Source organism: Ensifer sp. YR511 (assembly GCF_900103045.1).
In the GTDB taxonomy this organism is placed as follows: Bacteria; Pseudomonadota; Alphaproteobacteria; order Rhizobiales; family Rhizobiaceae; genus Ensifer; species Ensifer adhaerens.
This window is the reverse complement of record NZ_FNGR01000011.1, coordinates 118,315-141,865: the sequence shown is the minus strand read 5'-3', so window position 1 is coordinate 141,865 and position 23,551 is coordinate 118,315. Positions and strand designations below refer to the sequence as shown.

At 63.1% G+C, this 23,551-nt stretch carries 23 protein-coding genes; 5 read left to right on the top strand and 18 right to left on the bottom strand.

The annotated features are described in order from the left end of the window. Positions 1 to 27: 27 nt before the first annotated feature. The gene (locus BLU15_RS19735) at positions 28 to 951 is read right to left on the bottom strand and encodes a DMT family transporter (protein WP_090297314.1); all 924 of its coding nucleotides are present in this window, start codon (positions 949 to 951) and stop codon (positions 28 to 30) included. A gap of 392 nt (positions 952 to 1,343) precedes the next feature. Here BLU15_RS19735 and BLU15_RS19730 point away from each other — a divergent pair, with 392 nt between their 5' ends. Continuing rightward, positions 1,344 to 2,261, top strand: a complete 918-nt coding sequence (locus BLU15_RS19730) for a LysR family transcriptional regulator (protein ID WP_060521144.1) — start codon at positions 1,344 to 1,346, stop codon at positions 2,259 to 2,261. A 421-nt stretch (positions 2,262 to 2,682) separates the two neighbouring features. Here the strand turns inward: BLU15_RS19730 and BLU15_RS19720 are convergent, their stop codons facing one another. The 7 genes from BLU15_RS19720 to nirK all read right to left on the bottom strand — a co-directional run bounded on the left by BLU15_RS19720 (position 2,683) and on the right by nirK (position 10,849). Next, on the bottom strand, positions 2,683 to 4,275 hold the full coding sequence (locus BLU15_RS19720) for a TolC family protein (protein WP_090297311.1): 1,593 nt from the start codon (positions 4,273 to 4,275) through the stop codon (positions 2,683 to 2,685). Continuing rightward, a complete protein-coding gene (locus BLU15_RS19715) occupies positions 4,272 to 6,332 on the bottom strand; it encodes an FUSC family protein (RefSeq protein ID WP_090297309.1) in 2,061 nt (686 codons plus the stop codon). Before BLU15_RS19715 ends, BLU15_RS19720 begins: the two co-directional genes overlap by 4 nt. Next, entirely contained in the window at positions 6,310 to 7,374 is a 1,065-nt protein-coding gene (gene mdtN / locus BLU15_RS19710; RefSeq protein WP_051659199.1) for a multidrug transporter subunit MdtN, read from the bottom strand. Before mdtN ends, BLU15_RS19715 begins: the two co-directional genes overlap by 23 nt. Further along, entirely contained in the window at positions 7,371 to 7,685 is a 315-nt protein-coding gene (locus BLU15_RS19705) for a YtcA family lipoprotein (RefSeq protein ID WP_244546777.1), read from the bottom strand. The genes mdtN and BLU15_RS19705 overlap by 4 nt, the downstream gene beginning before the upstream one ends. A 184-nt stretch (positions 7,686 to 7,869) precedes the next feature. Further along, on the bottom strand, positions 7,870 to 8,517 hold the full coding sequence (locus BLU15_RS19700) for a Crp/Fnr family transcriptional regulator (RefSeq protein WP_082566519.1): 648 nt from the start codon (positions 8,515 to 8,517) through the stop codon (positions 7,870 to 7,872). A gap of 175 nt (positions 8,518 to 8,692) precedes the next feature. After that, positions 8,693 to 9,610, bottom strand: coding sequence for an SUMF1/EgtB/PvdO family nonheme iron enzyme (locus BLU15_RS19695; protein ID WP_090297304.1), 918 nt, complete (start codon positions 9,608 to 9,610; stop codon positions 8,693 to 8,695). A gap of 102 nt (positions 9,611 to 9,712) precedes the next feature. Next, complete coding sequence (nirK, locus tag BLU15_RS19690) at positions 9,713 to 10,849, bottom strand: copper-containing nitrite reductase (protein ID WP_034790564.1); 1,137 nt, start codon at positions 10,847 to 10,849, stop codon at positions 9,713 to 9,715. A 338-nt stretch (positions 10,850 to 11,187) separates the two neighbouring features. Here nirK and BLU15_RS19685 point away from each other — a divergent pair, with 338 nt between their 5' ends. After that, a complete protein-coding gene (locus BLU15_RS19685) occupies positions 11,188 to 12,411 on the top strand; it encodes an NnrS family protein (RefSeq protein WP_060529042.1) in 1,224 nt (407 codons plus the stop codon). A 68-nt stretch (positions 12,412 to 12,479) separates the two neighbouring features. On the opposite strand, the gene BLU15_RS19680 is transcribed toward BLU15_RS19685, so the two are convergent. The 4 genes from BLU15_RS19680 to BLU15_RS19665 form a co-directional block, all read right to left on the bottom strand. Continuing rightward, a complete protein-coding gene (locus BLU15_RS19680) occupies positions 12,480 to 12,806 on the bottom strand; it encodes a metal-sulfur cluster assembly factor (protein WP_034790566.1) in 327 nt (108 codons plus the stop codon). Next, positions 12,793 to 13,323 carry a DUF2249 domain-containing protein gene (locus tag BLU15_RS19675; RefSeq protein WP_060583511.1) on the bottom strand — a complete coding sequence of 177 codons (531 nt, stop codon included), beginning with the start codon at positions 13,321 to 13,323 and terminating at the stop codon, positions 12,793 to 12,795. The genes BLU15_RS19680 and BLU15_RS19675 overlap by 14 nt, the downstream gene beginning before the upstream one ends. Then, on the bottom strand, positions 13,304 to 14,683 hold the full coding sequence (locus BLU15_RS19670) for a hypothetical protein (RefSeq protein WP_090297301.1): 1,380 nt from the start codon (positions 14,681 to 14,683) through the stop codon (positions 13,304 to 13,306). Before BLU15_RS19670 ends, BLU15_RS19675 begins: the two co-directional genes overlap by 20 nt. 135 nt (positions 14,684 to 14,818) lie before the next feature. After that, positions 14,819 to 15,097 carry a DUF2249 domain-containing protein gene (locus BLU15_RS19665; protein WP_034790571.1) on the bottom strand — a complete coding sequence of 93 codons (279 nt, stop codon included), beginning with the start codon at positions 15,095 to 15,097 and terminating at the stop codon, positions 14,819 to 14,821. Between the two features lie 224 nt (positions 15,098 to 15,321). On the opposite strand from BLU15_RS19665, the gene hemN reads away from it, so the two are divergent. Then, the gene (hemN, locus tag BLU15_RS19660) at positions 15,322 to 16,674 is read left to right on the top strand and encodes an oxygen-independent coproporphyrinogen III oxidase (protein WP_090297298.1); all 1,353 of its coding nucleotides are present in this window, start codon (positions 15,322 to 15,324) and stop codon (positions 16,672 to 16,674) included. 474 nt (positions 16,675 to 17,148) lie between these two features. Here hemN and BLU15_RS19655 read toward each other — a convergent pair whose 3' ends face one another. The 6 genes from BLU15_RS19655 to BLU15_RS19630 form a co-directional block, all read right to left on the bottom strand. After that, positions 17,149 to 19,050 (bottom strand): nitric oxide reductase activation protein NorD, encoded by a 1,902-nt coding sequence (locus tag BLU15_RS19655; RefSeq protein WP_090297296.1) that lies wholly within the window; start codon positions 19,048 to 19,050, stop codon positions 17,149 to 17,151. A gap of 8 nt (positions 19,051 to 19,058) precedes the next feature. Next, complete coding sequence (locus BLU15_RS19650) at positions 19,059 to 19,871, bottom strand: CbbQ/NirQ/NorQ/GpvN family protein (protein WP_060521135.1); 813 nt, start codon at positions 19,869 to 19,871, stop codon at positions 19,059 to 19,061. A gap of 65 nt (positions 19,872 to 19,936) precedes the next feature. Further along, on the bottom strand, positions 19,937 to 21,283 hold the full coding sequence (locus BLU15_RS19645; RefSeq protein ID WP_034790597.1) for a nitric-oxide reductase large subunit: 1,347 nt from the start codon (positions 21,281 to 21,283) through the stop codon (positions 19,937 to 19,939). A 24-nt stretch (positions 21,284 to 21,307) separates the two neighbouring features. After that, positions 21,308 to 21,760 (bottom strand): c-type cytochrome, encoded by a 453-nt coding sequence (locus BLU15_RS19640; RefSeq protein ID WP_090297294.1) that lies wholly within the window; start codon positions 21,758 to 21,760, stop codon positions 21,308 to 21,310. Positions 21,761 to 21,917: 157 nt separating this feature from the next. Next, positions 21,918 to 22,196, bottom strand: coding sequence for a cytochrome C oxidase subunit IV family protein (locus BLU15_RS19635; protein ID WP_034790601.1), 279 nt, complete (start codon positions 22,194 to 22,196; stop codon positions 21,918 to 21,920). A 5-nt stretch (positions 22,197 to 22,201) separates the two neighbouring features. After that, positions 22,202 to 22,759 carry a cytochrome c oxidase subunit 3 gene (locus BLU15_RS19630; protein ID WP_089044839.1) on the bottom strand — a complete coding sequence of 186 codons (558 nt, stop codon included), beginning with the start codon at positions 22,757 to 22,759 and terminating at the stop codon, positions 22,202 to 22,204. A 122-nt stretch (positions 22,760 to 22,881) separates the two neighbouring features. Between BLU15_RS19630 and BLU15_RS19625 the strand changes: the two genes are divergently transcribed. Further along, positions 22,882 to 23,037, top strand: a complete 156-nt coding sequence (locus BLU15_RS19625) for a hypothetical protein (protein WP_089044838.1) — start codon at positions 22,882 to 22,884, stop codon at positions 23,035 to 23,037. Positions 23,038 to 23,115: 78 nt separating this feature from the next. Then, positions 23,116 to 23,544 carry a hemerythrin domain-containing protein gene (locus BLU15_RS19620; RefSeq protein ID WP_051659203.1) on the top strand — a complete coding sequence of 143 codons (429 nt, stop codon included), beginning with the start codon at positions 23,116 to 23,118 and terminating at the stop codon, positions 23,542 to 23,544. Positions 23,545 to 23,551: the final 7 nt, after the last annotated feature.

The window sequence follows — 23,551 nt, the reverse complement described above, 5'->3', positions numbered from 1 at the left end:
TTCGGCAGATCGCGATCGGTTGCGGCTTCAGACGAGTTTAATAACGGCGACACCGGCCAACAGCAGCACCACGCCGCCCAGGCGCAGCCCCGACACGGACCTCTGCGGCAGACGGAACCAGCCATAGCGATCAACGAAGACGCTTGCGACCTGCTGGCCGGCCACGGTGAGACCAACCGCCGCGGCCGCACCAATCGCTGGGATCGCGGTAAAGACCGTGGTGACATAGGTCGCTCCGGCGAGACCACCGAGCCAACCCCACCAGGGCATCGTCTGCACGCCGGTGATGTTGGGACGGGATGTCTTTTGCCCGGCGAGCACCAGGAGCATCACCGCGGCCATGGCGAGCGTGGCGACGAGAAACGAAATCGTACCCACCGCGAACGGCGCACCCCCGAGATCATGGCGCAGGAGCGCATTGACGGCGCCCTGGACCGGGAGCACGGCCCCTGCCATCAGCGCAAGGGCAATCCAGCCAAGCCGGTCGGCTTTAACATTGTCTTTTCCGCCTTGCCCGAACACCACCATGGCAACCCCGAGGAGCACGACGAGCGTGCCAACGGCGGCCCCGACCCGCAGTCCCGTCGGCGGAACGCCCAGCAAGCCGAAACTATCGAGCGTCAGGGAGGCGAGCATCTGTCCGGCTATGAACAATCCGACGGAAACGACGGCGCCAAGGCGGGGGAAGAGAACGATGGTCGAGACGACATAGACGGCTGAGGCGGTGCCTCCGACGAGATGCCACCACTTGACCGCGGGAATTGCACCAAGCGCGGCGATTGTTCCCGTCAGGAGGGTGACGAGAAGCAGCAGACCGGTACCAATCGCGAGCTGAAGTGTGGTCGCCGCAAAAGGCGATCCGACAGCTTTGGAAAGTTGTGCGTTGGCACCCGCCTGGACAGCGAGCAGACCACCCGCAAACAAGGCCAATGGGACGAACAGGGTCTCCATGACGGGACCTCCTTGATGAGAATGAGTTGAAAATGGAGGAAGGGTTGGTCAGGTGGATGCGCTCTGGTGCGCCCGGACCTGAGGAAGGTGCGGGACGGTCGGGTGATCACTCGTCTCAGGCACCAGATCGCTGAAGAATGGGATCATCTTGCGTCGCTCCACCGATCGGCCCATCCGATCGTGACACCATCTTTAGACGGTGCTCGGTTGCAGAACGATCTGTCGTTTCGCCTACTGCCTCTGCATATTTGCACAGCCGCTTCAATGACGGTACCACAGCGAATAAGGCGTTTGACCGTGGAGCTCGATTGCGCAGAGCGATTGACAATACGCGGTGATAGCGGTGCAAATTCGCTCATCCGATGAACAACCTGTCTTAGGTTTGCCCAATCATGCACAGCCATCACCGTATCGACTGGGAAGACCTCCGCTTCGTTCTGGCAGTCGCGGAGGCGAACTCCCTTGCTGCTGCTGCCCGGGCGCTTGGCGTCAATCACACAACAGTGTTAAGGCGTGTCGGGTCGTTCGAACAGAAGCTCGGGGTCCGGCTGTTTGACCGCCTCCCGTCCGGCTACATGCTCACCGCCGGCGGCGAGGAGCTGCTGGCCGTGGCCCGGCAGATGGCTGAAACGGTCACGGAGCTCGAGCGCCGCTTGACGGGTCAGGATCTGCGGCTCGAGGGTAGCCTGCGGATCACCACCACGGATACGCTGATGGCGTCCATCCTGCCGTCGATCCTGGCGGATTTCCGTCAACGCCATCCCGGCGTCCTGCTCGAGGTCAGCACCTCGAATGCGCTCGCAAACCTCTCGCATCGCGACGCGGACGTTGCCATCCGCCCCGCGGTCGATTCACCGGATGCATTGGTCGGTCGCCGGATCGCGAAGGTCGCTTTCGCCGTCTATGCGGCGCCGTCCTATCTCGATGTGCGGGAGCTGACAGCCGACACGCTGAATATTGCACGGGAGCACTGGATCGGGCTTGGTGACGCGCTTGCGTCCACGAGCGTGGCACGATGGATGCGCGCGACGCTCGTGGCACCCGCGGTCTTGCGTTGCGATTCGCTGGTTACGGCCCGCGAGGCGGCAAAGGCCGGCATCGGTCTTGCGGCCCTGCCCTGTTATCTCGGAGACACGACGCCCGGTCTCATCCGCATCGGCGCACCGGTCGCCGATATGACGAGAGAGCTTTGGCTTCTCACACACGAGGATCTGCGGCGCACGGCCCGCGTCAGCGCCTTCACCGAATTTGTTGGCCAGGCGCTCGCGAAACATCGGCCGCTCCTCGAAGGCAACAAGCCCTCAACTTAGGAGTTCCCCCGGGAACGGCCAATGCGGACGGAGCGCTTAAGATCGCTTTAAATCCAGTTGATCAGGGACACGTCAGATGCCAAGCTCAGTTTGCGAAACCTATCCCGGAATATGCGAAAAAAACCGCCTGAAGTATCCGCGGCCACCCCGCCTCCTGCGTGCTGCCAACCAGAACCTCCGAGGTGCGCCACGGCCGATATCGTTCGCGCCGGTAGCCATTTCACTGACCGTTGAAAGCGAAAGCGCTTCGGCAATCCGGATCGGATCGGCTATCTCGATGCTGGGATTGCTCGTTCTTGCCGCGTACGCCGGGACGACGGCCGTTGCAGGCATTCTTGCCGGCGGATTCGATGGACTGTTGATCGAGGCGTCGTCGAACCTCTGGTGAGTTCGGCACTGGGCGACCCGTCGCCTCAGGCCGTCAGAAGCGATTGACCGCATTGCGGTTCGTCAACGTTCCCGTTGCAAAAGCAAGGCTTGCCGCGGCGACAAGCGTGTCGCTGTAGGCGGTCGCCTTTGCGACTTTCGCCTGGAGCAACGCCGTCTGCGCGATGCTGACATCGGTGATCGTGCCCAGGCCCTGCTTGTAGTAGTCGACCGCAGCATCGTAGGTCGTCTGAGCAGCCGTCGTCAGCTCGCTTGCGGCCGCATAGCCGGCCAGGCTGGTGCGCAGCAGATCATAGGCGACGACGACTTCCCGCGCCGCAGTGTTTTGCAACTGCGCCATCTCCTGCTCGGCAGCGCCGACCTGCGCCATCGCCGACTGCAACCGCGCGTCGCGCAGTCCGCCATCGTAAATCGGGAAGCTCAGGCCGATCATCAGGTTGGCGTTCGGCTGGTTGACGCGGATCGTCGAGCGCTGGTCGAAACGGGTGTCTTCGACGCTGAGCGAGCCGATATTGCGGTTCACGTTGCCCACCAGCGCGACCTTCGGCATGAACTCCGCGCGGGCGGCCGCAATACCGTTCTTGTCGGCCTGCAGGCGGGCAAAAGCCGCCTGCACATCCGGGCGACGCTGGAGCGATGTCGCAATCAGCCGGTTGAGGTCCTCGGGCACAGCCTTCGGCAGAGCACGATTGCTGCCGTCGGCGATGCGGATCTCGAGCGTTGGCGAGACCCCAACCGCTTCGAGAAGCGTCATATAGGCATCGCGCTCGTGCCCTTGCGATTGGGTCAGGTTGAAGCGCGCCTGCGCCACTTGCTGGTTTGCCTGCGCGACTTCGATCGATGTGGCGATGCCGCGACCCATGCGCGCCTTGGCGGCTGCCTGGACAAGCTCGGCATTCTGCACCGTCTGGCGGGCGATCTTCAGCTGAACACGCGCCGCCGTCAGGACGAAATAGGCGTTGGAAACATCGAAGATCAGCTTCTGGTGCGTACCGTTGAAGGTCACGTTTGCGGCAAACGCCAATTGCGTTGCCGCCTCTCTCCCCGCATCCCGCCCGCCGAAATCGAGAAGCAGCCACTTGACCGTAAGGGATGGAATGAACTGCGCGCCAGTTGTCGTCAGCGTGCCGGGGGCGATCGGTATGGGACCGCCGATGCCGGGCGCAGTCGCCGACGTCTGCTCCAGACCGGCGAGTACATCGGCCGTCAGGAGAGGCAGGTACACCGCTTCGGTGATGCCGACGGCAATCGCCGCCTGCCGGGCGCGCTGCCAGGCGGCACGGGTGATCGGATTGGTGCGCTGGGCGATATCGACCAGTTCCGGCAAGCTGTAATCGTGTTTCGGATCGATCGACGGCGTCGCGATCGTAATCGGGATCTCAGGGTTCGGCGCGAGAGAGAAATCCGGCGCGCCGGCACTCACCTTCGAGGCGTCCCTGGTGCCCGCTCCCGAAACGGCCGGCCGGTCGGCGCTCGGTGGCGCCAGATCATCGAGTGCAGCGGACGTGCAGGCTGCCGGGATCGACAATGCGCCAAGGAGAAGACAGCCTCGGGCAGCACGGCACATGCTTCGGCAAAGGGCGATCACCCCTACCGAAACCCACCTCGCCCCCGCAGAAACCATCATTCCAAGGCATCCCCCGCTGCCAGCCGCCGAACCACAGTCTCGATCTTCTCGTAGAGTGCAAGCCTCCAGGCGAGCTCGTCGCGAATTCGCCGGGGAAAACCTCCGGCATGTATGCTTGCCTTCCGGGCGCGGGCGAGACGCGCTTTCAGCCGCCGAAGCGCCAGGGCCAGATCCGCACTGGGCTTCGGCGGGTGCCATGCCTCTAATCCCTCGGCCTGATCGTTCAGCCATTGCGCCACCGCGTGTTCATAGCCGAGAACCGCGCGCTTCAGCGGCGTCGGCGCGCCCCGCAACGGACCGAAGGCCCGGTCGTGTTCGCGCAATTCGACGATGGGGGCGGCCAGTTCCTGCAGGCTGAGGGCAATGCGCTCCGTCGTCCGGGCATCGATGTCTCCCCGTCGCACGTTTGCAGGCTCGAAACGCAGCAGTTCACTCTGGCGCAATGCGCCAGCGATACCGCTGATCAGGTCGGCATAGTCGCCGGTGGGGCCGCCGCGACGCGCTAACAGATCGGCAAGCGTGGCACCGCTCGTGGCAAGGCTCTTGCGTATTCCCTGCCCGATGCTGACCGGCCAGATCGTCGAGAAAACGACCGAAACGACGATGTTGCCGAAGACGATGCCGATGATGCGATCCCGCGCCTCGTTGAGATCCAGACTCGGGCCGAAGCCGTGCAGCACGACGAGAAAAAAGCAGAGCGCCATCTGCCAGCCGATATAGGAAATGCGCTCCGAGCCGACGGAGATCCATGCCGCAATGAGGCTGACCGCACCGACAAGAAAGGCGAGCTGGCCGATATCCGTCATGTGCGGCACGAGCCAGATCGTCGAGCCAATCGCCACGGCGCCGCCAAGGAGGCAGCCCGTCAGCCGCAGTGCCAGCTTGTGCATGGTCTCGCCCGTCGTTCCAAGCGCTACCATGAAACAGGTGATCAGGGCGGTGTGGATCGCAAACCAATCGAGGGCCGTGTAGGTGATGTAGGTGATCATCACCGCAAGCAGAGCCTTCAGCGCGAACTGCGTGTAGAGCGGATTGCTGAAAGCATCCGGCAGGAAGAACCCTTCCTTATGCGCATCTGACACCGGCCCGGGCGGGTCTGCCCCCGATAAGATATCGACGATCCTTTCAACCTGATGCGCCGGGAGCGCATCACCGGCTTCAAAGGCGCGAAAATCGGGTGAGCTTAGCAGCGTCTGTTCCGGCGGCTTCCGCCTGCGGATCGCTTCGGCAATGCGGCGAAGAACCTCCGGCGCCGCAGCGTTTTCCCGCGGCCTTCGTTCATCAAGCGATAGGGCGAGTGCCAGCGTCAGCAAATCATAGGACGCGTCCGTCGCCGCCTGCATGCGCGGCACGTCGTGCTTGTCCATCAACGCCAGAAGCTTTGAGAACCCGGCATATTTCTTGAGCTCGCCATTGCCTTCGGCCAGCAACGTCGCAGCCACGCGTTTCGCCGCGTGGTCTCCACTGGACAGGAGCTGGCCCGCCACCTCCAACCGCTCGGCGATCGCCGAGCGTAGCCGTCGCGCCGGGCTGTGGCCGGTGATGAGATGGATCGCGATCAGGTAGACCACCGGGAAGAACACGACCACCCACATCCAAGCGAGCCCTCGGATCAGCAGTTCCGGGATCGGCACGATATCGTAGAGCGTCATGACGAAGGCAAAGACCATGGCGACCGTACCGATCGGCGGCCCGGCACGGCTTGCCTGCGTCAGGTACATGCCGCCGAAGGTAAAAAAGGCGACAAGTGCCAGGCGCAGTGCCGGTTCGTCCGCCACCACCATCAGGCAGACGATGGCCAGCAGAATTCCGATCGTCGCCCCGACAAGCAAGCCGATGGCGATCAGGATGCCGGAGCCGGCATCAGCTCTGAACGCGAAGAAGACGAGATAACAGGAGATCGCCGCTTCGGGGACCCGCAGCGCCATCGCCGTTACAGCAACCAGCGTGGTGACCAGCGCCATGCGCAGGGAAAGGTCCAGCCGGCCCGGATAGGGTTGCAATTCGTCCCAGAGGATCGACGTGTAGCGGACGCTACTTCGCGGCTGGAACAGCATCGGCGTCGTTATGCGCGGGCCCGATGACGACGACGGCGGAGGCGCCGACGCGCATCAGGTCCTCCGGCGGATTTTCAAGCCGCACATGCACGGGAAAGCGCTTGGCGACCCTCACCCAATTCAGCGAGTTGGAAACGATCGGTATGCCGAGGATCGTGGCGGAATCTTCCGAACGCACGCCCCAGCCGACACCCTCGACCGTGCCGGAAATACGGCGCTCCGGATCCGCCATCACGAAGACATCGGCGCGGCTGCCGATGGCGATCGCCTTGAGTTCTGTTTCGCGGAAGAAAGCGACGGTTTCCCATTCGGCGGTATCGATCAGAGTGAACAGCGTTTCGGCGGGAACCACGACCTTGCCGACCGTCGTGCGCAAGCCGACGATCTTGCCGTCGAAGGGCGCCCGCACGATGGTGTTCTCCAGGTCCCGCTCGGCAAGTGCTACCGTCGCGCGTGCGACATCCGCCTGGGCTTTCCGAGTGTCGAGGGTACCGATCACCCGGTTGGCTCCGTGGGCCGACTGCAACGCCTGAGCAAGGCTGACTTCGGCGTCTTTGACGGCGGTTCGCGCCTCGTCAACTTGCTGCGCCGTCACGAAGCGCCTCGGCAAGAGCGGCTCCAGCCGTTCCTGTGTCTGGCGCGCAAGCAAGACATTGTTCTGAGCACGGGCGATCTGCCGGTCCGCAACGTCGGCATTGGCGCGCTCGAGATCGAGATTGCGCTCTCCCTGCGCCACTTCCGACTGCGTCGCCTTCAGTTCGGCCTGCGCCTGTTCGAGACGCAGGCGATAGGGTTCCGGATCGAGGCGGAAGAGCACGTCGCCCTTCTTCACGCTCGCATTGTTACGCACCTCGACGGCGATTATCCGGCCCGGCACGCTCGCGGCGATCGCAACCGTCGGCGCATCGATTTCAGCGACGTCCGTGCGCGGGCTGCGGTCGACCTGCCAGAAGGTGAAATAGACCGCGACGGCCGCACTGGCGATGATGAGCGGGCCGAGAGTGCGTGCAACTGCACGCCGGAAGACGTCATCGGCACTCAATGCGGCGCTCCGCCAAAGGCCAGAAACCAGTAGACGATGCTGGTGGTGAGCGCGAGCGAGAGGTAGACGAGAAGCGGCGCGGGCAGGTGTTCGTCGATACCGGCGTGGACGAGGATCAGCCTTGCGACAACCGTGGTGACGATACCAAGCCCGGCACAAAGCAGCCAGGCTGGAAAGTAGGACCCGAACACCACGATCGACGGGGCAAGCGGATCCCGGGCACACCCCGCGGCCGTCAGCATCACCACCGATAAAAGTGCGCGCCCGATCGTCCACCGCCGGCGGCCGGCACGCATGCTAAGTCGAACCACACCATCCCCCGTGTCATGGCCATTGTCATGCAATTGCCGATACTGGTGAATTACGCGAGCCGATTCAACCATTCATGGACCGGCATCACCAGGGTTCGAGAAACGACCGGTCGTTGAGGGGCTGGTGATCTGTCGTTCTTGGGACGGACGGCCTCGCCCCATGTAGAGGCGATCAAGGGTCGGGCTAGTTGTCGGCGCGCTCCGCCAGGCGCCGCAGCCCGGGAATGTCCTTCAGCGTCAGCTTCTGCCGTCCGCCGACGACCAGACCCTGCCCCTCCCAGGCGCTGAGGATGCGCGAAACCGTGTGCAGCGTTGTCCCGGTCATCTCGGCGATATCCTGGCGTGAGATCGGAAAGTCGATGCGGATGCCGCCGCTTTCGGGTTTGCCAGCCTGTTCGGCGAGCCGGAGCACCGTGTGCGCGACGCGGCGCTCTACCTCTTCAGTCGACATCTCGCGGATACGGGTATGCGCCTCGTCGAGCCGCTGGCCGATGGTGTGGAGGGCATTGACCGCAAGGTGAGGATTTTTCTCGACGAAGATGTTCCAGAGCTCCGTCGGCCAGGCGAGAACCAGGCTTTCGGTCGCCGCCGTTGCGGTGCCCGGATAGTCGCTGCGCTGGAGCGCTCGGGCAAAACCGAAGAGATCGCCGGGATTGACGACCCGCACGATGATCTGCTGCCCGTCCTTGGTGACCTGTGTCACCTTCAGCCGGCCATTCAGCAGTAGGAAGAAGAAATCGGCCGTGGCCCCCTGTTCGAACACGGCTTCGTTCTGCGGCACGCGCCGCACCGTGGCGCGCGTCAGCAGCGTGTCCAGTTCCGGGTCGCTCATCTTCTGAAACAGGGGGAGCGATTTGACGAGTGTGCGATCGAGTGCAGCCACGTTGGCCCTATATCCTGCCGATTTGAAATTGCCTTTGCTCTAGCATAGAGCCGGGTCCTGCAAAAGGACCCGGCATTTATGCCCGAGCGACGGTTTTCCCAGCAATTTCATCGGCCGTCTCATCTCAGCCCGCACCGTGGAGCCGCCGTTCAAAGGCATAGAGGTAGCCCGAATACCAGCGGCCGTCGCGCACGAGCCGGAAACCGAGATTGTCGGGCGGCACGCCGACGGCGCAGCCGCCGCTTTTCGGATCCCGGATGAAGAAGCTCATCGACGCCCGGTGCTTGCCGTTGACGACGAAGATGCCGCAAGCGGGAGCCTCCTTCAGCACCTCGCCGTCGTCGCCGATCGTAACGCGGCGGTGGCAGGTCTCGGTCCATTCCCAGACATTGCCGTCGAGATCGGCAACCCCATACTCGTTCTCACCGAAGGCGCCCGTGGGCAGCGGCATCGGGTTCTTCGCTCTCTGCCGGCTGGATTCGCGCTCGTAGTCCGCAAGCCAGCGCAGCGCCGGATTGTCCTTGGTGCCGTCGATCCCCAGCGCATCGTCGGGGAATTTGGACCCGGCGGCAAACGCCCATTGCTGGTCGGTCGGAAGGCGCCAGACCTCGCCGGTCTTCTTGGTCAGCCATGCCGCATAGTCGGTTGCGTCCGTGTAATTGACCCCGGTCATCGGCACACCCGACAGGCCGGCGCCATGGCCGCCCTCCGGCTGCTGGCAGCCGCCATCGGCGACGCAGCGCTCGTAGTCGTCGCGCGTCACCTGATACTTCATGATCTCGAGCGGCTGCTTGATGGCTGCCACCACGATCGGCGCGTCGACGGCAAAACCGTTCTTCAGGAAGTGTCCCTCCGCCCGATAGCTCATCTGTCGCGGCGCGATCGTCACGGTCACCGGCGGCCTGATCGACGGATCGATGCCGTCCTTGAGATCGTCGAACAGCCCCACCTTCGCCGAAAGTACGCCGCCGATTGCCGCCAAAAGGACGACCGGTGCTGCTAGCGAGAGGAGCGAAACCGCAGTTTTCTTGGTGGTGGGCATGGAAGGTCTCCGGGGGAAGTGGCACGCGCCGGCAAGCGCGTGCCTTTGTTCGCGCGTGGGGTCGCGGTGAGCGCGGCCCCACGATCATCCGCTGTCACCCGGCTACATCGACGCCGGCTTGACGACCGATGTCATCAGATCGTCGTTCCATTCGCCGGTCACCTTGAAGTGGCCGGCGGCACCCAGCTCGAACGCCTCGATCAGGTTGTGGTTGACGTAGGCGTACACACCCGGCTGGCGGAAGGTGTAGAAGGCAGCGCCCGCGGTTCCGCCCGGAATGAGCCAGGTTTCCTGGTCGAGATCCGGCGGGTTGCGGAACTTGCCGGTCGCCCAGACATAGTCGCCATGCCCGCCGATCAGGTGCGGCCGCGTATCGCGGTTGGCCTGCGAATGGACGACGAGCACACGCTCGCCCACGGCCGCAGTCAAAGCATGGTCGCCGGTCAGCGCGCCGACCGCACCGTTGAAGACGATGTGGGTCGGGGTCAGCGTGCGCATCGCCTTGACAGCATCTTCATAGGCTTCGCCCGGGGTTTCGTACTTCTTGTAGTTCCCGGCCTCGTCCTTCGGCACGTAGAAGTCCTGCTCGCCGACATAGTAGATCTTGTCGTACGTCAGCGGCTGGCCCTTCTCGTCCTTCAGTCCGTCGCGCGGCAGCACCATGATGGCGCCGTTCATGCCCGAGGTGACGTGCCAGGGCACCATGCCCTCCGGCGCGCAATGGTAGACGAAGACGCCGGGCTTGGTCGCCTTGAAACGAAGCGTGGTTTCCTCGCCCGGGTTCACCTGGGTCAGCGCCCCGCCTCCGAGCGCACCGGTTGCGGCGTGGAAGTCGATGTTGTGCAGCAACGTGTTGGTGTCAGGGTTGATCAGCCGCAGTTCAACATAGTCGTTCTCATGCACCACCATCAGCGGACCAGGCACCGAACCGTTGAAGGTCATCGCGTGGATCTCGGTGCCCTCGCGGTCGATCACCAGCTTCTTTTCCTCGATCGTCATGGTGAACTCGACGACGCGCGGTCCGGTCTTGGCGACCTGGTCATGGGCGTGCACGAAAGGCGGCTTGACGAGGTCGACCTTCACGCGAGGCAGGGTCGAGATATCGACGGGGGCAGCACCGGCTGCCGCGGCAGCGCCAGCGGCATGCGCCTGAGCGGTGTGGAGAAGCGGCGCAACCGCGCCCGCCAGGGCAGCGCCGGCAAGCATCGTCCGGCGGGTCATCTGAAGTTGTTCAGTCATCTTGCTCTCCTTCGGCGCGTTCCAGCGGCCGGGATTGGCCTTCTGCGAAACGCACCTGTATTCAACGAGTTAGGGTGGGCGGCGCCGACTTGGGCGGCCTCACCTCCGGTCTCGACCACCGGTCCCCCAGCAGTCACTAGAGAAGTAGAACCACAGACGAATCTCGTCTTTGTCTTGGAACAAATCGTTGCGAGGAGATCGCTTTTCTTTACGCCTTGCGACGTCGGTGGTCCGACCGGGCAGCGATACTTGCGTTTTCGCAAAGAGGGCCTTCGAACCCATTGATAGATCAAGCCTCATCCGCAAGTCCGCAAGGACGCACGACGAGGACCACGACCATGTTGGACAGATTGATAAGACCGAAACCGAGCGGCGGCATTCCGCGCGGACTCTCGACCACCGGCCCGGTGCTCTTCTCCTATGGCTTTCGGCCGTTCTTTCTCGCAGCCGCCCTCTGGGCGATCGGCGCCATGGCGCTGTGGATCGCCGCACTGATTCTCGGACTAGACCTAGCCGGCGACTACGGTGCCGCCCATTGGCACGCGCATGAGATGCTGTTTGGCTTTTCCTCCGCCGTTCTCGGCGGCTTTCTGTTGACGGCGATCCCGAACTGGACGGGAAGGCTGCCGGTTTCCGGCCGACCGCTCGCTGCCCTCTTCGGACTCTGGGTCATTGGTCGGGTTGCTCTCTTGTCGAGCGGCATCATCGGCCTACCCGTCGCAGCCGCTGTCGAGGCGCTGTTTCTGCCGGTGCTGTTGCTGATCTGCGCGCGCGAGGTGATCGTTGGTCGCAAGTGGAAGGACCTCAAGGTGATCGGCGGGCTCATAATTTTGTCGGCCGCCAATATCTGGTTCCACCTCTCGGTCCTCGGCAATCTCGATGTCGACGCCGCAGCGCGGCTGGCGATCGGGGCCTACACCATGCTGATCATGATCGTCGGCGGACGCATCGTGCCGAGCTTCACTCGCAACTGGCTGAACAAGGTTGGCCGCACCGATTTCCCCGTGCCCTACAACAGGTTCGACACCGCGGCGATCCTGATCGGCGTTGCAGCGCTCGGTGCCTGGACCTTCGCGCCCGTTCACATCGTCACCGCAGCGATTGCGGTGATCGCGTGCGCCTTTCATACGGTACGGTTGCTGCGCTGGCACGGATCACCGACCTGGCCGGAGAAGCTGCTCTTCGTTCTGCACGCGGCTTACGCCTTCGTGCCGCTCGGCTTCCTGGCCATATCGGCCGGCGCGATCGAGCTCCTCAGCGACTACCCGGTCATGCATGTGCTGACCGTCGGCGTGATCGCCTTCATGATGCTCGCCGTGATGACGCGCGCCACTCGCGGCCATACCGGGCGGCCGCTGGTGGGATCGGCACTCACCAGCGCCTCCTATGTCGCGATCGCGGGCGCCGCGCTAATCCGGCCGCTGGCCGAGGTGCTGCCGGAGCATTATCATCACCTGATCGCGCTCTCGGGTGTATTGTGGATCGCGGCCTTTGTGCTGTTCACGCTCGAATACGGACCGATGCTGGTGCGCGAGCGCCGCTCGCCGCGCGCCTCACCCTGACCGGACGTCGATACCCAACGCAAAAGGCGCCGCAGATGCGGCGCCTTTTCTTTTCTAGAAGGCTGGTCCTAGAAGATGCTGCCGTGGCCAAGTTCCAACGCGCCGTCGGCGATCATGTCAGGCGTCCACGGCGGCTCGTACGTCAGCCGGACCTCGGCATATTCGACACCCGGCACATACCAGACGCAGTTCTGCACCGCTTCCTTGAGGAAGGCGGTCGCTGGGCAGCCCTTGATCGTCGTCGTCATGGTGACACGGGCAATGCCGCCCTCCTGAACGTCGATGTCATAGATCAGGCCGAGATCGACGACGTTCTTGCCCATTTCGGGGTCGATGATGATGCGCAAGGCATCGCGGATCCTCGCCTCGAGGTCCAGGGTTTCAGGCGCCGACATGGGAACGCCTCCCACCGATGCGGATGAGGATCCGGTAGGTCTCGCCGGTCGCATCGAAATTGCCGGCCCATTTGTGGCCGCGCTTGGCGAGCTCCGGATAAAGGAACAGCGGTTCGCGCGCGAGCAAGGCGAACAGAACCTCGCCTTCGGCCATCTTCTCGGCCGTTGCCAGAATGCGCACCATAGGCTCCGGCGGATCGAGCTCTGTCAGGTCGAGCTGGCGGCTCGGGTCGGGCCAGGCGTCGAGATCCGTTTCGCCGACCGAAAGCCTGATCCCCTCGACCTCGCCTTCTGGTGTAAACAGAACCTCCCAGTCGCCATTGTCGAGCGGGCGGTCCTGATGGGTGAACCCTCGACCCGCCATGACGCTGAAGAGCGGAACGGGCCGGAAGGTCGCGATCAGCTTCAGCGCCTGGCCCGGCGCCAGGCTGTCGACTGCATTCATGATGGCCTGGAACGGGTCGCTGCCGCCGCGCAAGTGCGGCCGGACGTCGAGTTCATAAGGATCTTGGCTCATGGGAACCTCCGTGAGGAAAAGATGGCAGAAACAGGCCTGGTCGAACAAGTCCATCAGGCAATCGAAGTTCGGCCGGAACGTTGATCAGTCGCCGTGTTCGCACGAACTCCAGGATGAGCGCATTGACGGCAATCAACTGGCCGAGACTTGCAAAACGAAAAATAGGCGCGCTGCCGATCAGGAGGGCGAACGTGCCAACCGCGACCGTCAGATAAAAGAGCTGGAACCAGCGAAGGGCGGACGTTTCGCTGACGAGGTCCTGGACCCTCGGGGTCGGCATGCGCCCAAGCGCCGGCCCGTAACATTCGAGCCAGGTCATGAACGGCACGATCTTGTAGAGCTGGGCGAGCCCCATGCCCGTCAGCCATCCAAAGGTGGCGAGATAAATAACGGCGCCGATAGCCTCATCAAGGCGGCCGGCCGAGAGCAGCGCGACGAAGAGCATAGCCGCGGCGACCAGTGACACGAAGGCGCCGATGCTGGCGCGGCTGTTGAGTTCGATCGCCTTGCGCCGGCGCTCCCGATAGATACGCAGGATATCGCCGACATAGATCGCGACCACGGCCGCGCCGGAACCGACGGCAAGGAGGAAAAGCGGCGAGCGACCAACGGTGCCCACGAGAATGACGGGCACTGCGGCCGCCAGAACGCCGAGGCAAAAGGCACCAAGCATGAAGACAACACGGCTGCTTGTCCGCTCTTTGTCTGGCGACAGCATGAACATGGTCAAAAGTCGATAGCTGACGCCCATGGTGGTGAAGCTCAACCAGCAGCAGAGGCCGAGGGAGGCATGAAGCGAGAGACCATCGACGGTGAGGTCGATCGCGCCCGCCGCGTCGATCAGGCCCGAGAGCACGCCAGCATAGACGCCGCCGAGCAGCATCGTGCCGAAGAGAGCGGCAAGGCCGACCGCGACGAAGCGGGCCGGTAGTGGTAGGGGGCGTGCATGCCAAAGCGTGACTGCGAAGGAAAAGCCCAGCACCGAAAAGCCAACGATCGAGAAAGCGGCTCCAAGAGGAAGCAGCGTCACGGGAACATCGATCGCACCGGAAAGACCGACGAAGCCGAGGGTCAGGGTGGCGATGCCGACGATAAGAAAGAGGAGCGCCGGCAGGGCGACGGTCGGCAAGGACAGCGGCTGGCCGACGAGAACAGGTACGAATTGCAGCAATGCGCCGGTCATCAGCAGGCTTAGCCAACCGAGAGCGACAATATGGACGAGCGCCAGCGTTTCAGGCGCCTCAAGGGCTAAGACCGGATAACCAAAGCCGAGAACCATCATGGTCTCGCCAAGGACGAGGAAAATCAGCGCGGCCGCGAAATAGGACATGGTCCAGCGGGATAGCGTGGCTGCGAACATGGTGGTTCAACCCTTGGATCACGATGGCTCTGGTCGAGCCGAACAAGCGTGATCGATTCTGCTAAGTGGGAGCGGGATGAGAGCGGAAAATGACGCACGCTTTTTCTCACCCCGCTCTTGAAGGACACCAGGGGCTCAGTGCCCGCCGCAGCAGCAGTCACAGCCGGAGGACTGTTGCCGACCGATCTCAACTCGCCAGACCTCCGGCCCCTGCTCGAGGTATTCCCAGGTGAATTCGCCCGGATAGCGGGTTTCCAGCTGGTAGTGCAGTGGACGCGGATCGTGGTCGTTAACGATGATGAAGGCGCCACCCTCGGCAAGTGCGTTCAACATGCCGAAGATTTTCGGATGGCGTTCTACCGGCGGGATCGTCCGCACATCGATAAAGGGCTTGTCGGTCTCTGCAATGGTCATGGTTATCCGATTCTGAGCGCCGTGGTTTGATGATGATCCGGGAAACGCCGGCGCACACGCCCCGGATTTCCGCAACCTAGCGACAGCGCCGCCGCGACATTTTGTCGAAGCGCAAACAAATCTCGCTTTGGCCTCGACCAACCCCGTCCTTGACTTTTCGCAAAGAGGTGCCTGCCAGCGCGGCCTACAAAAGCTGTATCCATCGCCACCCAGATGAGGACGAAATGTTAGCTTCCGCGCTCCTGAAATACGGTGAAATGCGCCTGCCGCGCTACACGAGTTACCCGACCGCACCGCGCTTTGCCGCTGATGTCGACGATCACACCTACGGCGACTGGCTGAAGGCGATCCCCGAGGGGCAGAACGTGTCGCTCTACCTGCACATCCCCTTCTGTCGTTCCATGTGCTGGTACTGTGGCTGCCACACGACGATCACCAAGAAGGACGATCCGATCCTCGACTATCTCGATGTGCTCCGAGACGAGATCCGCATGGTCGCCGATACCATTGGCCGGCCGCTTCCGGTCTCGGAGGTACATTTTGGCGGCGGCACGCCGACGATCATCGAGCCACGTGAATTCCTTGCGCTGATGACGTTGATGGGCGAGCGCTTCGCGCTGTCACCATCGGCCAATGTCGCCGTCGAGATCGATCCGCGCCGGCTGACGCTCGCGATGGCCGAGGCACTCGGCGAAGGCGGCGTTAGGCGTGCCAGCCTCGGCGTGCAGAGCTTCGATCCCGTCGTGCAGAAGGCGATCAACCGCATCCAGAGCGAGAAGCAGACGGCCGAAGCCGTCGACCATCTGCGCGGCGCGGGCATCGGTGGCATCAATTTCGACCTGATCTACGGCCTGCCGCATCAGACGGTGCGCTCCTGCGTCGAGACGGTCGAAGCGGCCGCGGCGATGCGACCGGAACGGTTCGCGGTTTTCGGTTACGCCCATGTGCCGAGCTTCAAGAAGCACCAGCGCATGATCGACGAGAACGCGCTGCCCGACAGTGCCGCCCGCGCCGAACAGGCGATGGCGATCAGCGAAGCGTTGGTCAAAGCCGGCTACCGCCAGATCGGCCTCGATCATTTTGCGCTTCCTGACGACGATCTCGTCACCGCCCAGGAGGCCGGGCAACTCCGCCGCAACTTCCAGGGCTATACGACCGACACTTGCGAAACGCTGATAGGTTTCGGCGCTTCGGCAATCGGCCGCTCGCACGACGGTTATGTCCAGAACGAGGTCCCCCCCGGCGTCTATGCAAGCCGCATCGCATCGGGACGGCTCGCAACAACCAAGGGCTACCGACTGACCGACGAGGACCGTTTGCGCGCCGCGATCATCGAACGGCTGATGTGCGATTTCAGCGCGGATATGTCCGCAATCGCCGCAGCGCATGGCCGGGACTGGCAATCGTTCGTCGACGGCAATAGCAAACTGGCCGAACTGCGAAAGGATAGCGTGATCGATATTGCTGATGGCGTCATCACGGTGCGTCCCGAGCACCGCTTCGTCATCCGTGCGGTGGCGGCGGCCTTCGACGCCTATATCGACGAGTCCCAGAGGGTGCACAGCAAGGCGGCTTGAGTGCGCTGATCGCCGGGAAGGTTTGGTATTGCGAGCCTTCCCGGCGCAATCACGCCGGCAAAGCGTCATCCGTCTCTTCCGTCATGCTCGGGCTCGACCCGAGCACTTCGTTATTTTGTGCCACGAAATACGTTCGGATGCGCCTTGGATCCTCGCCTCAAGGGCGACGATGACGAAGTTTGGGGCAACTACGCTCACTGAAAACGAGCCGTTTCCAAGCTTGTCGTCGGCAGCCATCGCTGGCAGCTCAGCGATACACTTTGGCAAAACTGCCCATCCAACACGTCATGCCCGGCTTTTCCCGAGCATCGAGACTCAGCCTCCTCCCCCCCGAGAATAGCCGCGAGCGGATCGGCAAATCCGTACCGAATGGCCGCGAAACGGCGCACGCGCGGCGGGCAAACGGCTTCCGTTGAATCAAAGAGGCCCGGCGGTTGCCGGGCCTCTTGCTTCTCTCTCGACTTGGGGACCGCCCTACCCCACCAGATTGCGGTAGATCGCCGGCAGTGCCGCCGGCAGCCGCGAGATGTTGCCGACTACGGAATAGCCGTTCTGGCCGAACATGGCGGGCACGTAGGACTTCGCCTCCCGGTCGACCGTGACGGCGAAGGTGTTTATGCCGCTGCGCCGTGCCTCCGTGACCGCGCGACGGCTATCCTCGAGCGCAAAACGCCCCTCGTAGTGATCGATATCGTTGGGCTTGCCATCGGTCAGAACAAGCAAGAGCTTCTTGCGGTTCGGCTGCCGACGAAGCTCGGCCGAGGCATGCCGGATCGCAGCACCGATGCGGGTATAGTAGCCGGGTTTCAGTGCGGCAATGCGCGCTTCGACCAGCGGCCCCATAGCCTCGTTGAAGGCCTTCACGGTTTCCACCCGCACCCAGTCACGCCGCCTTGAGGTGAAGGTCAGGATCGAGTGGTTGTCGCCGCAGGCCGACAGCCCGTGCGCAAGGATGAGCAAAGCTTCTTTTTCCACGTCGAGCACCCGCCGGTTGTCTGACCAGGAATCGGTCGACAGCGACACGTCGACGAGGATCGTCACCGCCAGGTCATGCACCTGCGGCCGACTCATCAGATGGATGCGGTCGCTGCCCTGGCCGCCGGCGGCGAGATCGGTGCGGGCACGCACGACCGCGTCGAGATCGAGATCGGCGCCGTCAAGTTGTGCACGCAGCATCTCGTGCCGCGGGCGCAGCACTTCGAACTGGCGCCGCACCCGGCGGATCAAGCTCCGGCTTTCCTCGGTCAGTTCGCGCCGCTCTTCCTGGGCGGAAGCCGGCATTGCCAGCACGCGGCAATGGTCCTTGAGGTACTGCCCGGTCCGGTAGTTCCATTCGGGATAGGTCAGCTCGGCCGTCAGCGGCGTCGGATCGACGGCTTCCGGCGGCAGATCGAGATCGAAGCGGAATCGCGCCGAGGGCCGTCCCTTGCGCTCGCCGAGCGTCATGTCGTCCAGTTCCTCGGCAGCCTTGCTGTCGTGGTCGTCGCTGTCGTCGCCGGGACGGTCGACGTTGACCATCTCGGCCATGGCCAGGATCTTCTCGAAGCGATTGAGGATGAACGGGCTGCGTTCGCCCTTGCGGTTCTCCGGGTTTTCGCGCACCGCCACGTGGCGCTCAACCTCGACACCCTCACTCTGCGTGCCCGCTGTCGCGGCCACATCTTCGTCGCGCACGGTCGTGGTTTCGGCCCGCAACAGCGTGTCCGGCCATAGCGGCATCGGCAGCATCGGCAGGTAGCCGGGCGGCGCACGATGCGGGAAGATCACCGGCAGCGTCGTATCTGCCTCGCCTGTGGCCCTGCGCAACAGCCGCAGGACGCGGTTTTCAAGATGCTGCTCGATCGACGGCAGAGCGCCCCGCTTCCGCTCGGCAAGGGTAGCCTCGGCCAGACGCCGATAGCGCCGCCTAAGGCCTGGGAACCGCTGGAAGACGTCCTCGACCGTCTCCAGCGCGCGCGATATCAGCGCCAGGTCACGACGGAGCGGATCGGTCTCGCTGACGGGGTCGACCGGCATCGTCGCCATATAGGCGACGAGCCAGTGATAGAGATCCCGGTTCAGGTCTTTCGTCGGAAAAATGTCGATCTCGCCCGGCAGCATCAAGGACGCGTGGTCGCGCGCCGGCTGGACGAGTTTCTCTTCGCCAAGTCCCATGCGCTGCCGCCACCGCAAGCGATGGGTCGACGTGCGCCCGCGGGCGGGCACGATCTGCACCGCTGGCTCGCCGCCATGTCCGCGAAAGCAAACGCCGAGCACCGGCAGCATGTCGGCGAGCTTCACCGCCTCCTCCGGATAACGCCGCCAGGTTCTGGTGTTGCCGACGAAACGGTGCCAGGCTCGTCCGACGGTTTCTTCGAGCTCGAGGAAATCAAGCATGGCTCACCTCAGGCGATCAGAGAACCGGCCACTTCGAGAAGTGCTGAGCGCACATCCGGTTCGTCGGTCAGAGGCTCGATCATCGCGGCCCGCACCGCATCCTTCACCGGCATTCCGGCATCAATCAGCGAGGCGCAATAGACGAGCAGCCGGGTCGACACGCCTTCTTCGAGATCATGCCCTTTCAGAGCGCGCAGGCGCTGCGCGAGGTTGACGAGCGGCGCCACCTGGCTCTCCAGCAGTCCGCTCTCTTGCGAAACGACTGAAATCTCCGCGTTGCGCGGCAGGAAATCGAACTCGATCGCCACGAAGCGCTGACGGGTGCTCGGCTTCAGGCTCTTCAAAAGGTTCTGGTAGCCGGGATTGTAGGACACGATCAGCATGAAGCTCGACGGTGCTTCGAGCAGTTCGCCGGTCCGTTCAAGCGGTAACATGCGGCGGTCGTCGGTCAGTGGATGCAGGACGACGGCCACGTCCTTCCGGGCTTCCACGATCTCGTCGAGATAGCAGACGCCGCCGTTGCGCACGGCCCGGGTCAGGGGGCCGTCGACCCAGACGGTGTCGCCACCCTTGAGCAGATAGCGACCGGTAAGGTCGGCGGCGGCCAGATCGTCATGGCAGGAAACGGTCGAAAGCGGCAGGCCGAGCTTCGCTGCCATGTGGCTGACGAAGCGGGTCTTGCCGCATCCTGTTGGTCCCTTCAAGAGCAGCGGCAGCTGGCGCACCCAGGCGCTTTCGAACAACGCGCATTCATTGCCGGAGGGGCTATAGGCGGGGATATCGAGCGCCGCGCGACTGACGGCAGATTGGACAGGGCTCATGGCAAGTCTCCATGCTGGGAATTCTTGGGGAGATGCCGGCGCGGCGAGCCGCGCCGGCTGGTCGGTTATTCAGCGGGTTGGACGACACCGGCGAGCTTCTCGCTGCGCTCGCGTCCGGGCACCAGAACGGCCCAGATGAACATCAGCGCCGAGATCAGGACGACGGCACCGGAACCGAGGCGGATCCAGTAGAACAGCGCCAGCTGGTCCTGGACGTCCATGTAGCTTTCGCCGAGCACGCGCTGCAGATGCGCCTGGAGAACACCGGCAAAGGTCAGCGCGAAGGTCATGACCGACATGGCGGTGCACATGATCCAGAAGCTCACCATCGACAGCCACTGGTTATACGGCGCACGGCCGCGGATCTCCGGGATGGCATAGGCCATGACCGCGAGGTTCAGCATCACGTAGGCGCCGAAGAAGGCGAGGTGTCCATGGGCCGCGGTCACCTGGGTGCCGTGGGTATAGTAGTTCACCGAAGACAGCGTGTGCAGGAAGCCCCAGACGCCAGCGCCGAAGAAGGCCATGACCGAGCAGCCGATCGACCAGAGGAGGGCTGCGCGGTTCGGATGCTTGCGGCCGGCCTTCCAGGTCATCACGAAGGTGAAGACCACCATGGTGAAGAAGGGGGCCACTTCCAGCGTCGAGAACAGCGAACCGATCCACTGCCAGTAGCCCGGCGCGCCGATCCAGTAGTAGTGGTGGCCCGTGCCGAGGATGCCGGAGAAGAGCGCCAGGCCGACGATGACATAGAGCCATTTTTCGACGACCTCACGGTCGATGCCGTTGAGCTTGATCATCAGGAAGGCGAGCACCGATGCCATGATCAGTTCCCAGACGCCTTCGACCCAGAGATGGACTACGTACCACCAGTACATCTTGTCGAGCGCCAGGTTGATCGGATTGTAGAAAGCGAAGAGGAAGAAGATCGCGACACCCCAAAGCCCGAAGATCAGGATGTTGGTGACGGTCGTCTTGCGGCCTTTCAACACCGTCAGTGTGATGTTGTAGAGGAACATCAGCGCGACGATGACGATACCGACCTTGATCGCGAAGGGCTGCTCGAGGAACTCACGCCCCTCGTGGATGTGCATGAGGTAGCCGACGACGGCAATGGCAGCGGCGATCAGGAAGATCCAGAACTGCGCGATGGCGATCTTCGTGCTGTAGAGCTCGGTTTCTGCCTCTTCCGGCAGCAGGTAGTAGGTCGCGCCCATGAAGCCCATGAGCAGCCAGACGATCAGCGCGTTGGTGTGGACCATGCGCACGATGTTGAAGGGCAGGAGCTCGGAGAGCGTGTTGGGCAGGACGTAGATGGTGCCGGCAAGCACGCCGAACAGCACCTGGGCGAGAAACAGGCCAAGCGCTCCGTAGAAATAGAGCATCGCGACCTTTTGGGTTTGGTATTTCATGGTGTCACACTCCACTCGGTTCGCTTAACCTGCCTCGTTCGGCGGCCAGTTCTGGGTCTTGATGCGGCTCGTCCATTCGAGGAAGTCGGCGAGGTCGTTGAGTTCCTGTTCGGTGAGATTGAACTGCGGCATCTGCCGCCGTCCCTCGATGCCGGTCGGCTGGGCAGCCATCCAGGCCTCAAGCGTATCGCGGGCGCCATCCGGATCGGCCTCGCCGCCGAATCGCTTCCAGACGTTGCCGAGCTCGGGCGCGAAATAGGCGCCCTCGCCGAGAAGCGTGTGGCAGTTGATACAGGAGTTCTTTTCCCAGACGTGTTTGCCGCGGGCGACCGCATCGGTCAGCGTCGACTCATCCGTCGAAGTCGTCCGCATGTAGTAGTGGCTGTGGGCGGTCAGCCCGACGAAGATTGCGAAGAAAAAGAAGGACCCGCCGTAAAAGACGTTACGGGCCCCGGTTTTGGTGAGGCGTTCTGCCATCACGTGGTCCTTTCGATTTCAGTTGGCCGCTGAGAGTGCGGCCGGCTGATCTGATCCCCTCCTCGTGCGGCGCAGCCGGCAACAATCGGGGCGACTCATGTCTAGGGAAATCGGCGGCGGCTTCTTTGCGTTTCGGCAAACAAGTCCGCGGCTAGCCTCAGCTGATGAAAGCAGTGCTCAGGACCAGCTTCGCTGCAGCGACGAGGACGAGTGCTGCGGGCCAGATCAAAAGGCCAAGACGAAGGGCCGACGGCGCCTGCCGGAGCCCCATGAAATCGAGCGCGACGAACCGGCTTTTGACGATGGCGAGCCCGAGCAACACGACGATGACGAGGGTGGCCGGCCCGGCGACCGCCATCAGCGCCATGCCCGACATCACGGCTACGGCAAGCAGCAGCCAGGTCTTGAACAATTGTCTGGGATTGCGATCGGTCATGGCACTCACACGAGATAGACGAGCGGGAACATCACGATCCAGACCAGATCGATCACGTGCCAGAGCGTGGTGATCAGCTCGACATTGCCGGGTTTCGGTCGCCAGGCAACGATGATGAGCACGAAGGCACCGAAGACGACGTGCAGCAGATGGAAGCCCGTGACGAGAAAATAGAGCTCGAAGAAGGAGCCGAACTGAGGATCGCCGGCAACGCCGGCCTCGGCGCTATATTCGAAGAGCTTGATCCCCACGAAGGCGAAGCCGAAAAGTGCTGCATTCACCAGCGCCCGCCGACGCTGCTTAAGCGATGCACTCGGCCTCGTCGCCAAGGCCGCCTGCCAGCCGCTTGTCAAAAGAACAAGCGTGTTGATACCGGCAAGCAGCGGATCGAGATGCGAGCGGGCGGCGGCAAACGCGTCCGGCTGGAGAAGACCCACAATCAGGAAGCCGACAAGCAGAATACCGAACGCGGCAAGTTCACTCCAGACGAGCACCCAGAGCAGCAAGGCGTCCGTCGTATCCTCTTCCACCGTTGCGGCAATCGGATGACTGCGGGCATCCATGTCAGCGCCTCCGTTCAAAAAACATCGTTCGAGCTAGGCGCGAGCGCGCACCCTGTCTTTGCGATTGAGCAAAGAAGCCGGCAGGGGGCGGGGCTATTGGCTGACAACAAAGGAGCCTTCCGATGACAGACGCACAGATCGGCCTTTCCGTCGCGACCCCCATCATCATCGTCTTCGCCCTCGTGCTCTATCGCATGGGCGTGCTTCAGCGCGGCGCGACGCTGTCGGCGATCCTCTCCTCCGTTGCGATCGCCATCGTTCTGTTTCTCGATCGCTGATCTGCAGACTTTGAGAAATGTCAAAGAGGATCATTGCCGTCGGGTGTAGTTCGAACCAACACTCAACGGAGCAGATCGATGCAGCAGCAATTTTCAGAACATCACGAGCTGGGGCAGGCTTACCGCGAGCTTTTATCCCTGTGTGATCGCCTCGAGACGCTGGCCGATTCCATCCCGCGCCGCATCGACCTGACGAGCTGCCGCGTGATCCTGACGGAGCTGCCGGAAAAGCTCAGGCGCGTCCACGCGCTGGAGGAAATGATCCTGTTTCCAGCAGTCGAAATTCAGCGGGCAGACGACGGCCGTTACGCCTTGATCGCACGGCTGCGCGCCGAGCATGACCAGGACGATCGGGCAGCCGTCGAGCTGGTACGTGTGCTGAAGGCGGTTCTCGACAACAGGCCATCGCTCAGCTGGGATGCGATCGGCTACATGCTGCGGGGCTTCTTCGAAACTGTTCGCCGCCATGTCGCAACGGAGCGCCTGCTTCTCTGGCGCCATGCGTGAGACAACC